The following is an 11,862-nucleotide window of genomic DNA, read 5'->3' as shown; positions in this document are numbered from 1 at the left end:
TCGGCATCATCGCCGCCCGACAGCGCGTCGGCGCCGAGGCCCCCCACCAGCACGTCGCTGCCCGCGCCGCCCTCGAGCAGGTCGTCACCGACGCCTCCATAGAGGGTGTCGTTGCCCGCCAGGCCGAGAAGATCGTTCGCCAGGTCGTTGCCGGTCAGGACGTTGTCCAGCTCGTTGCCGGTGCCTTTGGTCGCGTCGACACCAGCAAGAATGAGATTCTCGACGTTGGCGCTCAGGGTGTAGTCGACCGACGCGTAAACTGTGTCGATACCCTCGCCCACCTGTTCGACGACCTGATCGTCCACATGGTCGACGTAATAGGTGTCGTCGCCGCCAAGGCCGGCCATGTAATCGTCGAGCTCCCGGCCATCGAGCACGTTGTTGGCCGAGTTGCCTTCGAGCGTATCCTGATTTGAGCCACCGATCGCATTCTCGATGACGACGTCTTTCGCGATCGAGTAGCCGCCGTGAACGGTGATGCCATTGCCCTGCACATAGGACCAGACGCCGGTTCCGTACGGCACCGTTGTCGACAGGTAAATCGATGCCATGAGCGACGATCCGGCATTCGAGATCGTGTCTATGCCTCCGGTGTCCCAGATACAGGACCAGTGCGTCCCCAATCCGTCGGTCGTCGGCAGGTAGTAGGTGTCGTTGCCGGACGCGTAGGTCGTGTTCGCTCCGTAGATCGTCTGAATGGCGGCGATGTCCAGCGCCATGGGACCGTACTGAAGGCCGTATTCCTCAGAGTAGAAGCCCGGGTCAAAATAGGGATACCCGTCATTGTAGGTCATCGTCGTGTAGAAGCCGACGTTCCACCCATATCCGTCGTCCCAGGGCCAGACGACTCCAGGGAACGCCGTCGCGTCCGGAGCAGATCCGCCATCGTGTGGATGGGCTAGTCCCAGCAAATGACCAATTTCGTGGACCAGGGTTACGGACGCATACGATCCCGGCGTGAACGCGTTGCCGTACCACCCCCAGTCCCAGGACGAATCCTGGGCGTTGAACAGGGTATTGAGAACCTCGGTATCGTTGTAGCCGGGGATTTGGCTCCATCCGAGGATGCCGCGTCCGCCGGCCTGCGACTGCGTTCCGGCCCAGAACAGGACATCCGCCTCGGACGCCGTCACCTTGACGAACTCGATGTTCGCCACACTCGCCCAAAGCGCCAGGGCGCTGTCGAGCCCCACGAGAGCTTCCGCCGACCAGCCGACCGTATCGGCGCCTTCATACTCTCCGTTGGCGGCGGCATAGGAAATCGTGACCTTGCCGCCATCGCCATCGATCCATCTGCCGCCCCAGACCAGGCTGTCGATATATTTGTCCGCGCCGTCGGTCGGCGTGCCGTCGATGAGAATGGTCGTGGCGGTGCCGGGCATGGGTATGTCCTACGCGACGAAAGCGAAACGGGAATGGGTGAGGTCGAGGGCCGGGGCGATGGCGAGGCGGCAGGTGGCGACCGTCGCGCGGCGGATCGGCCGGTTGCCCGGCCTGCCGCCGCAAGTCGCCCACTCAATGCACGCCGGAACCGCCACACTGCCTCCAAGACCGGACTGGCTCTTATTCAGCCTGTACTTCCGGCATTGCGTCGGCAGCGAACTGCTCCCCAACAGCGGGCCGACGTTCGACACATATCGCGCTGTAGATTTGCCTGCAATCTGTGAGTGTATCGTTGTGCCCGGTTTCGCACTTAACGAAAGCAGCGTCGTGATGTGCAGGGATGCACGTTGACAGGAATCCGCGCACGATCACGCTCGCATGGTGCATGCGGGGAGAGGCCAGTGACGACCACCGTCTATTTCGCCACCAACAGGATCGCCAACCATCCGGCGGACCGGCCGGAGAACTACACGTTCTTCATGACCGCGCCCGACAATCCGCTGCAGGTCACCTACGGCACGGCCTTCGTCGACAGCGCCGGCCTCACGGCCGACACGGTGGGCGCGATCCGCTCGCTGAACGACCTGCAGAAGGGCGGCTTCAGCCCGGCGGCATTCGACGACCTGGCCGAGGGCGGGCGCAACATCCTGGTCTTCATCCACGGCTTCGCAAACAGCTTCGAGGATGCGCTGACGCGCGCCGCCTTCAACCGCGAATGGCTGGCCGCCTCGGGCGTGAGCGATGCGGACACCGCAATCGTCACCTTCAGCTGGCCCTCGCGCGGCCAGTTGCTGACCATCCCCTTCCCGACCCTGCCCTATCGCTCGGACCAGCGGATGGCCGGCGGCTCGGGCCTGCCGCTGATGCGCTTCTTCGCCAACCTGCTGCCCATCCTCGAGAAGGCGCGGGCGAACGGACGCCGGACCTTCCTGCTGACCCACAGCATGGGCAACCTCGCACTGCAGGCGGCGGTGCAGGCCTGGTTCGACAATGGCAACGGCGATGCCGGGATGTTCGACCACATCTTCATGGCCGCGGCCGACATCGTCGACGATGCCTTCGACGCTTCCGTGACCAACAGCCTTGCACCGCTCTGCCGGCTGGGCCGCCGCATCACCTTCCTGCACAACCGCCACGACCAGGTGCTCGACAAATTGAGCGAGACGCTGAACTTCTGCCATCGCCTCGGCCAGGACGGGCCGCGCGGCGGCGGCGATGCCGTCCTGTTCCCGCCCGCCACCTACCGCCTGGTCGATTGCAGCGGCTTCACCGACTACGACACGGGCTTCGCCGGCTCGCACCAGTACTACCGCCGCTCGGCCGGCGTGCGCGCGGAGATCGCGGCGCTGATGGGGTCCTGATCAACCGCGCCGCATTTGTGGAAGATGCGGCAGACGATGGCCGCCCGCTCGATTCAGAGCCGCAGCAACTCGTCTGCCTTGCGACGAATGTGATCGAGCACCCGGCGGGCCGTCGCCTGTTCGTCTTCGCCGACGCCTTCGACGAGGCGGGATGTCGCCGCGGAGACGGCGGCACGGCCCGCAGCCAGTTCTCCCGTTCCCGAAGCCGTCAGCGAGCCATCGTCATGGACCAGACCCGCGGCGCGAAGTTGTGCGACCAGGCCATCGACTTCGCCGACCTCGACCTTGAGAGCGTCGGCGACGGCAGGCTTCCAGTTTCCGCCGGGCGGCGGCGCATCCGCTGCGCTCGCGGCATTGAGGACGACCCACGCCTGATAGGTCTTTATCCGGGTCGTCGACAGGATTCGGGCGAGCAGCGTGCGCAGGGCGTTTTCCGTTGGACCGATCACCGTTGGCAAAGGACGTGCGATCGACATGGCTCTCTCGTATAATATTGGTGTTACCAACATTATATTGGTATCACCAACAAAAAGGCAATAGGCGATGTCGCTGCCCCTGGCTTCACTCCCGACCTGGATCCTGAGTTCTGCCGCGACGCGATCGCATCAGATCCTGCACCGGCACCTGGCCGAGGCCGGAGTCGATGGATACGCGTATCGCTGCCTGGCGGCGCTGGCCAGCGCGGGCCAGTTGAGCCAATCCGAACTCGGCCATGCCGCCGCGCTCGATCCCCGCGACGTCACTCATACCGTCCGGGCCCTCGAGGACCGGGGACTCGTATCGCGCGAGAAGGATCCCGGGCACGGCCGGAGAGTCCTGGTCTCGTTGACGGATGAAGGGTCGAGAGCCGCGGACCGGCTTTCCCGCGTGATGGATGATGTTCAGGCCGAAGTATTCGGGCGCTTGAGCCGGGAGGAACGATCCACGCTTCTCAGGCTTCTGGAGCGCGTCGCCGTCTAGTATCGGAAGCGGCGTCGCCATGGCGTCTCACCCGGCGGTCCGTCATCATGCGGAGACGCCCCCCCCCCCCGAGACAGGAGACACGCCATGACCGCGCCGCGCCCGTCCCGCACCCATATCGGCAACCACAAGCTCCACCCCGAGACGCTGATGCTCTCCTACGGCTACGACCCGGCGCTGTCGGAGGGCGCGGTGAAGCCGCCGGTGTTCCTGACCTCGACCTTTGTCTTCGGCTCGGCCGAGGAGGGCCGCGACTTCTTCGACTACGTGGCCGGCCGCAAGACGCCACCCGCCGGCAGCGCCGCCGGCCTCGTCTATTCGCGCTTCAACCATCCCAACAGCGAGATCGTCGAGGACCGGCTCGCGGTCTACGAGGGCGCCGAGACCTGCGCCCTCTTCTCCTCCGGCATGTCGGCGATCTCGACGACGCTGCTCGCCTTCGCCCGGCCGGGCGACGTGGTGCTGCATTCGCAGCCGCTCTACGGCGGCACCGAAACGCTGCTCGCGAAGACCTTGTCGGGCTTCCGCATCGCCGCCATCGGCTTCGTCGACGGGGTGAGCGAGGCCGCGATCCGCACCGCCGTCGCTCAGGCGCGCTCGAAGGGGCGCATCTCCGTCATCATGGTCGAGACGCCGGCCAACCCGACCAACACGCTGGTCGACATCGCCCTGCTGCGCCGCCTCGCCGACGAGATCGGCGCGGCGCAGGGAACGCCCGCGCCGGTGCTGGTCTGCGACAACACCCTGCTGGGGCCGGTCTTCCAGCGCCCGCTCGACCACGGCGCCGACGTGTCGGTCTATTCGCTCACCAAATATGTCGGCGGCCATTCCGACCTGATCGCTGGTGCGGCGATGGGCCGGAAGGAGATCATGGCCCCGATCCGCGCCCTGCGCGGCAGCTTCGGCACCCAGCTCGACCCGCATTCCTGCTGGATGCTGGGCCGCTCGCTGGAAACGCTGGGGCTCCGGATGGAGCGCGCCAACACCAACGCCCGCCTGGTCGCCGAATGGCTCGCGGCGCATCCCAAGGTGGCGAAGCTGCACTATCTCGGCCTGCTCGCCGAGGGCTCGCCCGAGAAGGCGCTCTACGACCGCCAGTGCACCGGCGCCGGCTCGACCTTCTCCTTCGACATCAAGGGCGGTGAGAAGGACGCCTTCGCCTTCCTGAACGCGCTCAAGATCTTCAAGCTCGCGGTGAGCCTGGGCGGCACGGAATCCCTGGCCAGCCACCCCGCCGCCATGACGCATTCCGGCGTCCCGCTCGAAGTCCGCGACCGCATCGGCGTCCTCGACACGACGATCCGACTCTCGGTGGGGATCGAGCATCCGGATGATCTGATCGCGGACCTGACGCAGGCGTTGGCCGCGGCGGCCTGACGATGTGTAAACGGCGCCCCGCTCGCCCCGCCTTCGACGGGCTGCGCGCCGTTTCCGAAACCGGCCTGGTGACGTTCGACGGCGTCGACCAGGCGACCGTCGCCTGGTCCAGGGTGATGCGGGTCACAGCGCAGATGGGCCAGCAACAGTACGACATGACCCGCTGCCTCCTAATCGAGAGCGATCGGCAAAGATCGATCTTCCTGCCTGAAAGCAAAGAACTCTGGACGCCTTTTCTGACGGCGATGATGCAGCACCTGCCGGACGCCGTCCCGTTGGAAGCCTGGGGCTCGCGCCTGCTGGCCGAGCCGCAAGCGACGATCACCGTCTACGGACACCCGGACCTGCCGAAAAAATACAGCGACTACAAGGACGCCTTCGAATGGTTCCGGCAACGTCATCGCGACCGCCGGCGCTGATCACCGGGATGGCATCCATGCGGCCGCTCGCCCGCTAGTTTTCTGGTCCGGTGGCGAGTGACGGGAGCTCCGCCACGATGGAGACCAAGGGGACGAAAGCCAGCCCCCACCCTCACCGCTGCACCGCCCCCTCCCGCGTCTTCCACAGGGACCAGGCGATGCCGGCGGCGATCAGGCCGAAGGTGACGGCGAGGCTGGCGACCGGCGGGAACTTCGCGTCGCCCAGGAGGAAGTCCGAGACGAAGATCTTCGAGCCGATGAAGATCAGCACCCCGGCCAGCGCGTGCTTCAGGTAGTGGAAGCGGTCGATCATGGCCGAGAGCGCGAAGTAGAGCGCGCGCAGGCCCAGCACCGCCATGATGTTCGAGGTGTAGACCACGAACGTGTCGGTGGTGATGGCGAAGATCGCCGGCACCGAGTCGACCGCGAACACCAGGTCCGCGAGATTGATCACCACCAGGGCGAGGAACAGCGGCGTCGCGGCCAGCGCCCTGCGGCCGGTGCGCTCGTCGGCCCGGAAGACGAAGAACTTGTCGCCGTGCAGCTCCTTGGTCACCCGCATGCGTTTCGAGATCCAGCGGATGGCGGCGTTGTTGGCGAGATCCGGCTCGGAATCGGTCGTGAAGAACATTTTTATGCCCGTCACGATCAGGAAGGCGGCGAACAGGTAGAGCACCCAGTAGGCCTCGCTCACCAGCGCCGCGCCCGCCGCGATCATCAGGCCGCGCAGCACGATGACGCCGATGATGCCCCAGAGCAGCGCGCGGTACTGGTACTTCGCCGGGATGGCGAAGAAGGTGAAGATCAGGCTGATGACGAAGATGTTGTCGATCGACAGCGCCTTCTCGATGAAGAAGCCGGTGAAGTACTGCATGCCGAGCTCGTCGCCCTTCTCGACCCAGACCCAGACACCGAAGGCCAGCGCGATCGAGATGTAGAAGGCCGAGAGCTTCAGCGATTCGGCGATGCCCATCACCCGGTCCTCCTTGTGCAGGAGGCCGAGGTCGAAGGCGGTCAGTGCCGCCACCAGCGAGACGAACGCCAGCCAGAACCAGACCGGCGTGCCGAGGAAGGGCTGGACCAGAAGCTCGGTCATACCAGGGTCCAGTGGGTGGGGCGGCGCATGTTCGTTCGTCCTCTGCGGTGAGGCCGGCAAGATGCGCGACGGCGGGCGATTGCAGAAATAGATTTGACGCGCCTTAATTGATAGCCACAGACTATCATCAGCATGACCACGCTGCGCCAACTCTCCTACCTGGTGGCCCTGGCCGACTCCCGGAACTTCCGGCGGGCCGCGGATGCCGTGCATGTCGCCCAGCCCACCCTCAGCCAGCAGGTGCGGGCGCTGGAGGCGCGACTCGGCGTGACGCTTGTGGAGCGCAACGAGAGCCCGGTGCAGCTGACCCCGATCGGCCGGGACCTGGTGACGCGCGCGCGGCGCATCCTGCTCGACGTGAAGGATGCCGAGGAGATGGCGCGGCGCTCGCGCGCCGGCATTGCCGGCACCATCCGCTTCGGCGTCACGCCGACGCTCGGCCCCTACCTCATGCCGCGCATCGTGGCCTCGCTGCACCGGCGCTTTCCCGACCTGCGGCTCTACATCCGCGAGGGCATTCCCGACGAGCAGGCGCGCGAGCTGGCGCGCGGCGAGCTCGACATGGTGCTGTCGCCCCTGCCCGTCTCCGGCAGCGACCTGCACATCGAGCCGCTGTTCCGTGAGCCGCTGCACATCGTCTGCCCGCCCGAGCATCCGCTGGGCAAAGCGGCGAAGGTGCGCCGCGGCGACGTGGCGGGGATCGGGTTCCTGAGCCTCGACCGCCGCCACCATGCCCACCGCCAGGCCCGCGAGATCTGCGAGGACCTCAAGGCGACCCTGCTCGAGGACTATGAGGGCACGAGTCTCGACAGCCTGCGCCAGATGTGCGGCTCGGGCCTGGGCTTCGCGATCCTGCCGGAACTCTATCTGCGCTCGGAGGTCGGCGGCAGCGACATGGTCACCCGCCTCCCCATGACCGGCTGGAGCGCCAGCCGCTCCCTCGCTGCGGTGTGGCGCGATGGCTCGGCCTATGCCGAAAGCTACGCCACCATCGCCGAGACGATCGCGACGGAGGCTCGGAGCATTCTCGCCGGGCCGGCGCTGTAGCGTCCGTCGACCAAGGGTCCCTCACTGCGTTCGGGATGACAACGGGGCCCGGGTTGGCACGATGCGTCTATGCAGCCATCGCTGTCATCCCGAGCGCAGCGAGGGACCTTTCCTCTTCGCGGATTCTAAATGCCCTCGTTGGGGATCTGCAGGACGATGCCGCAGTGCTTGCAGTGGACCGCGTCGATGTCGTGCACGAGCAGCGCGCAGGACGGGCATTCGAAGCGGACCTTGTTGGGCCGGAAGATGGCCTGCAGCAGGCGCAGGAAGAGGCTGACGCCCACGACCATGATGATCACGGCGAGCAGCCGGCCGCCCGGCCCGGTCAGGGTGATGTCGCCGAAACCCGTCGTCGTGAGGGTGGTGATGGTGAAGTAGAGCGCGTCGATGTAGGTGGCGAGGTGAGGATTGATGTTGTGCTGGGTGACGTAGACCACCGACGTCACGATGAAGATGAAGACGCCGAGATTGACCGTGCGCTGGATGATGTCCTCGTTGCGGCGGAACCACTCCGAGTCCCGCCGCAGGTCGCGCAGCAGGTGGTAGGAGCGCAGCAGCCGCAGCGCCCGCGCGATGCGCAGGAAAGCCAGGTTCTCGACGAAGACCGGCAGCAGCAGCGACAGGATCACGATCAGGTCGGCCGCCGAGGAAATACTGATGAGATGGCGCAGCGGCCGGCGCTGCACCCAGAGCCGCACCCCGAACTCGACCGACAGCAGGATGCCGAGGGCGAGATCGAGGGCGATCATCCACGGCTGGTGCCCGCCGAACGGCGCGATGAAGAAAAGACCGATGGTGGCAAGGTCGAAGCCGACCAGCCCGTAGCGGAACCGTCGCGCTTCCGGACCGTCGCCGAAATAAAGGCCCTGGAACTTTTCCCGCATTCCCGTCGTTGCCATGCCTCCAGATACCACGGCCGCGGCTCCCCAGCATCGAGACAGCGATGGACGGACCACCGGTTCCGACCCGGACCAGACAGGGAGCGTATTTGCTTGGCGGCGGTGTCCGCCCGTGCGAGAGGACGAGCGTGAGTATGTCGATGCGGGCGACTGGCATCGACGAGCGTTCGGCTGTTCGAGAGGGCGTAACCCATGCGACGTATCGGCCTGCTGGCACTGGCCGGCGCATTCGTCCTGGGCACGAACTCCGCCCGGGCGGAAGACTTCCGACGGCCGGGCACCCTTTCACGGATCGATTCGACGTTGCAGAACGCGCTGGCCTCTCAGGGTCTGCCGCCGCGGGATGCGGCGATCGTCGCCGACGTCGTCATCGCGGCGACGATGATCACGGCCTCCATGGGCGCAGGTGGAACGACCGGCGCGGCCGGGGCGGCGGCGAGAACGGCCGCCGGCGCCGCGGTTTCGCCGACGCAGGGCTTCAGCTGCCCGGTGTTCGCGGGCGGTTCGCTCCTGCTGACCGAGGATGGCTGCCTGTGGGGCACCGTTTCCGGCCAATGGACCAGCCAGGGCGCAGGCGATGCCGCCGGCACGTCGCAGGCCGCCGTCTTTCGCATCGGTGGCCAGAAGCAGGTGGCCGAGGACTGGTTTCTGGGCGGCTTCCTGGGGATCGGTTTCTCGTCAGGTCAGGCAGGGGGCGGATACGTGTCGAGCACCGCCCAGACCTACGACGGCGCCCTCACGCTCAAGATGGTGCGCGGGCCGTGGCTTCTGGCGGCCGGGCTGGCCTTCGGCACGAGCGTCACCGGCCTGCAACGCGAGGCGGGCCAGATCACCGGCTCGACCACCTCCTATGGCGGGAGCGCGCGGCTGCGCGGCGCCTACGAGTTTCCCTTCGAGGGCTGGTACCTGCGTCCGCGCCTCGACCTCGAGCTGCGCTATTTCAACCGGCCGGCGTTCCAGGAGTCCGGCGGGTCCGGACTGGCGATGGGCTTCGGCGGCGAGAGCACGATACGCCCGGCGATCGAGCCAGCGCTGGAGGTCGGCGGCCGGATCGACTTTGCCGAAGGCACGATCCTGCGGCCCTATCTCGTGGCGGGCGCCACCGTGATTCCCGACAGCAGCTCCAGTTTCCAGACCTGGTTCGTCTCCGGTCCGCTGTCGACGCTGGGTTCGTTCCAGGCGTCGGTGAGCGGACCCAACGTGCTGGCCACACTCGAGGCCGGGCTGCAGGTCTATCGCGCCCATGGGTTCGAGGCCAAGGCGGCCTACGGACTCTCGACCGGGACATCGTACCTGAACCAGAGCGCAACGCTGCGCCTCGCCTGGCACTTCTGAACCCGCCTGCTCCTTCCTCCCTCACGCGGCTGCCCCATGCGCTACATTGACCGGATGGAAGCGCAAGAAGGCAACGACAGCGCTCTTTTCTGGCGGCGGGAGAAAGCGACGCGCGCCGGATTGATCGTCGACGCCAAGGCCTATTTCGAGGTCGGCCGCAAGGCGATGCTGAAGGCGCGCAAGCGCATCATGCTGATCGGCTGGGACTTCGACGCCCGCATCGAGCTTTCCGACGAGCGGCTGCCGGGCGAGCCGCGCACCCTGGGCGAGTTCGTGCTGTGGCTGGTGAAGCGCAATCCCGAGCTGGAAGTCTTCCTGCTGCGCTGGAACATGGGCGCGGTGCGGACCCTGTTCCGCGGCACCACGATCTTCACCCTGATGCGCTGGATGGCGCACCGCCGCATCCACACGCGCCTCGACAGTGCCGCCACGCTGGGCGCCTCGCATCATCACAAGATCGTCGTGATCGACGACTGCCTGGCCTTCTGCGGCGGCATCGACATGACCAGCAATCGCTGGGACACGCCGGAGCATCGCGACCACGACCCGCGCCGCGTCGGCCCCGACGGCAGTCCCTACGCGCCCTGGCACGACGCGACCACCATCCTCGAAGGCCCGGTCGCGGCGGCGTTGGGCGCGCTGGCGCGGCATCGCTGGCGGAAGGCCGGCGGCGCGGAACTCGCGCCGGTCGAGGACTGCGGCGATTGCTGGCCCGATGGGCTCGGCGTGCAGTTCCGTGACATCGCGGTGGCGATCTGCCGGTCGCGCCCGGCGGGCGATGGCGAAGAAGCCGTGCACGAGATCGAGGCGACGTATCTGGCGCTGATCGCCCGGGCGCGGCGCTACGTCTACGCCGAAAGCCAGTATTTCGCGTCGCGCCGTATCGCCGAGGCGATCGCGCACCGGCTGGAGGAACCCGACGGGCCGGAGATCGTCCTGATCAATCCCTTCAGCTCGCAGGGCTGGCTGGAGCCGGTCGCCATGGACACGGCGCGGGCCCGGCTCTGCGGGGCGCTGCGCCATCTCGACCGGCACCGGCGCCTGCGGATCTATCACCCGTTCACCGAACAGGGCGCGCCGATCTACGTGCACGCCAAGATGACGATCGTCGACGACGAGGTGCTGCATGTCGGCTCGTCCAACATGAACAACCGCTCGATGCGCCTCGACACGGAATGCGATGTCACGATCGATGCCGCCCATCCCGGCAACGCGGGCGCCGCGGACGAGATCCGCGCGCTGCGTGACAGCCTGCTCGCCGAACATCTGGGCGTTCCGGCAGACAAGGTCGCCGCTGCGATCGAGACGAAGGGCTCGCTGATCGGGGCCGTCGAGGCGCTGCGCGGCGACGGACGTTCGCTGCGTCCCTACGAGATCCCCGACCTCGAGGATGTCGAGAAGTGGCTGGCCGACAACCAGGTGCTCGACCCGGAGGGTCCCGATGACGTGTTCGAGGCGATGTCCAACGGCGGCCTGCTCCGCGGTCTGCGCCAGCGGCTGCGCAAGCGCGCCGGTCAGATCAGGGGCCGGCTGAGCCGGCATCAGAGCTGATAGTAGAGCCCGCCGCACAGGCCGATGACGACGAGCCCCAGGCCAAACAACCTGAAGAAGCGGGCCGACTGGTTCGCAAGCGACTGCTCGTGCTGCACGGAGAGACGCTGCTCCTTCGACAGGCCGCGCTTGGCCTCCATTTGCGCTGCAAGGAATCCCGGATTGAGGCCGTTACCCACCGGCGCATTCCCATCCAGTTCGAACTGCGTGGCGATCCAGCAAATGGCGAGGCCGATGACGGCGATACCGAAGAAAGTCGTGTAGGTGACGAAAAGAAAGACCACCGCCGACGCCAGCAGCCAGGCCGAAACTCCGATCGTGATGAGGACGGTTCTCGCGGACACGCGGCACCTCCCGGTGGAGCAGCAAGCACGGCAGCTTAACGACGGCGTCCTCGCGCGACAATCTGCTCCTGCCTTTCGGGCGAGGCCAAC

13 protein-coding genes are annotated in these 11,862 nt (G+C 66.7%); 7 read left to right on the top strand and 6 right to left on the bottom strand.

The features are described 5' to 3' along the window. Positions 1–1,382 (bottom strand): M10 family metallopeptidase C-terminal domain-containing protein (locus tag Q0Q48_RS11540; RefSeq protein ID WP_295137601.1); only part of this gene is annotated, 1,382 nt, incomplete at its 3' end. Positions 1,383–1,391: 9 nt separating this feature from the next. Continuing rightward, positions 1,392–1,538: a hypothetical protein gene (locus tag Q0Q48_RS11535; protein WP_295137599.1), complete on the bottom strand. Its 147-nt coding sequence runs from the start codon at positions 1,536–1,538 to the stop codon at positions 1,392–1,394. 246 nt (positions 1,539–1,784) lie between these two features. Between Q0Q48_RS11535 and Q0Q48_RS11530 the strand changes: the two genes are divergently transcribed. Further along, positions 1,785–2,744: an alpha/beta hydrolase gene (locus Q0Q48_RS11530; RefSeq protein ID WP_295137597.1), complete on the top strand. Its 960-nt coding sequence runs from the start codon at positions 1,785–1,787 to the stop codon at positions 2,742–2,744. Between the two features lie 53 nt (positions 2,745–2,797). Here Q0Q48_RS11530 and Q0Q48_RS11525 read toward each other — a convergent pair whose 3' ends face one another. Next, positions 2,798–3,220 (bottom strand): hypothetical protein, encoded by a 423-nt coding sequence (locus Q0Q48_RS11525; RefSeq protein ID WP_295137595.1) that lies wholly within the window; start codon positions 3,218–3,220, stop codon positions 2,798–2,800. Positions 3,221–3,287: 67 nt separating this feature from the next. Between Q0Q48_RS11525 and Q0Q48_RS11520 the strand changes: the two genes are divergently transcribed. The 3 genes from Q0Q48_RS11520 (at position 3,288) to Q0Q48_RS11510 (ending at position 5,500) form a co-directional block, all read left to right on the top strand. Continuing rightward, a complete protein-coding gene (locus Q0Q48_RS11520) occupies positions 3,288–3,704 on the top strand; it encodes a MarR family transcriptional regulator (RefSeq protein ID WP_295137593.1) in 417 nt (138 codons plus the stop codon). Positions 3,705–3,791: 87 nt separating this feature from the next. Further along, positions 3,792–5,081: a cystathionine gamma-synthase family protein gene (locus tag Q0Q48_RS11515; protein ID WP_295137591.1), complete on the top strand. Its 1,290-nt coding sequence runs from the start codon at positions 3,792–3,794 to the stop codon at positions 5,079–5,081. Between the two features lie 68 nt (positions 5,082–5,149). Then, positions 5,150–5,500 carry a hypothetical protein gene (locus Q0Q48_RS11510; protein ID WP_295137589.1) on the top strand — a complete coding sequence of 117 codons (351 nt, stop codon included), beginning with the start codon at positions 5,150–5,152 and terminating at the stop codon, positions 5,498–5,500. 112 nt (positions 5,501–5,612) lie between these two features. Here Q0Q48_RS11510 and Q0Q48_RS11505 read toward each other — a convergent pair whose 3' ends face one another. Continuing rightward, on the bottom strand, positions 5,613–6,596 hold the full coding sequence (locus tag Q0Q48_RS11505) for a TerC family protein (protein WP_295137587.1): 984 nt from the start codon (positions 6,594–6,596) through the stop codon (positions 5,613–5,615). Between the two features lie 132 nt (positions 6,597–6,728). On the opposite strand from Q0Q48_RS11505, the gene Q0Q48_RS11500 reads away from it, so the two are divergent. Next, positions 6,729–7,643, top strand: a complete 915-nt coding sequence (locus Q0Q48_RS11500) for a hydrogen peroxide-inducible genes activator (RefSeq protein ID WP_295137585.1) — start codon at positions 6,729–6,731, stop codon at positions 7,641–7,643. 125 nt (positions 7,644–7,768) lie between these two features. Here Q0Q48_RS11500 and Q0Q48_RS11495 read toward each other — a convergent pair whose 3' ends face one another. Then, on the bottom strand, positions 7,769–8,542 hold the full coding sequence (locus Q0Q48_RS11495) for a potassium channel family protein (RefSeq protein ID WP_295137583.1): 774 nt from the start codon (positions 8,540–8,542) through the stop codon (positions 7,769–7,771). Between the two features lie 192 nt (positions 8,543–8,734). On the opposite strand from Q0Q48_RS11495, the gene Q0Q48_RS11490 reads away from it, so the two are divergent. Next, positions 8,735–9,877, top strand: coding sequence for an autotransporter outer membrane beta-barrel domain-containing protein (locus tag Q0Q48_RS11490; protein WP_295137581.1), 1,143 nt, complete (start codon positions 8,735–8,737; stop codon positions 9,875–9,877). A 54-nt stretch (positions 9,878–9,931) separates the two neighbouring features. Further along, positions 9,932–11,428, top strand: coding sequence for a phospholipase D-like domain-containing protein (locus Q0Q48_RS11485; protein ID WP_295137579.1), 1,497 nt, complete (start codon positions 9,932–9,934; stop codon positions 11,426–11,428). On the opposite strand, the gene Q0Q48_RS11480 is transcribed toward Q0Q48_RS11485, so the two are convergent. After that, the gene (locus Q0Q48_RS11480; protein WP_295137577.1) at positions 11,419–11,772 is read right to left on the bottom strand and encodes a hypothetical protein; all 354 of its coding nucleotides are present in this window, start codon (positions 11,770–11,772) and stop codon (positions 11,419–11,421) included. The genes Q0Q48_RS11485 and Q0Q48_RS11480 overlap by 10 nt on opposite strands. Positions 11,773–11,862: the final 90 nt, after the last annotated feature.

The sequence above is a fragment of the uncultured Reyranella sp. genome (assembly GCF_945957355.1).
Lineage (GTDB): Bacteria > Pseudomonadota > Alphaproteobacteria > Reyranellales > Reyranellaceae > Reyranella.
The sequence above is the reverse complement of the archived record's forward strand: the minus strand, read 5'-3'. Positions and strand labels throughout refer to the sequence as shown.

Coding starts and splice junctions, on each gene's coding strand:
- Q0Q48_RS11525 (WP_295137595.1), bottom strand. CDS start 3,220: ATGTCGATCGCACGTCCTTTGCCAACGGTGATCGGTCCAACGGAAAAC.
- Q0Q48_RS11520 (WP_295137593.1), top strand. CDS start 3,288: ATGTCGCTGCCCCTGGCTTCACTCCCGACCTGGATCCTGAGTTCTGCC.
- Q0Q48_RS11515 (WP_295137591.1), top strand. CDS start 3,792: ATGACCGCGCCGCGCCCGTCCCGCACCCATATCGGCAACCACAAGCTC.
- Q0Q48_RS11505 (WP_295137587.1), bottom strand. CDS start 6,596: ATGACCGAGCTTCTGGTCCAGCCCTTCCTCGGCACGCCGGTCTGGTTC.
- Q0Q48_RS11500 (WP_295137585.1), top strand. CDS start 6,729: ATGACCACGCTGCGCCAACTCTCCTACCTGGTGGCCCTGGCCGACTCC.
- Q0Q48_RS11495 (WP_295137583.1), bottom strand. CDS start 8,542: ATGGCAACGACGGGAATGCGGGAAAAGTTCCAGGGCCTTTATTTCGGC.
- Q0Q48_RS11490 (WP_295137581.1), top strand. CDS start 8,735: ATGCGACGTATCGGCCTGCTGGCACTGGCCGGCGCATTCGTCCTGGGC.
- Q0Q48_RS11485 (WP_295137579.1), top strand. CDS start 9,932: ATGGAAGCGCAAGAAGGCAACGACAGCGCTCTTTTCTGGCGGCGGGAG.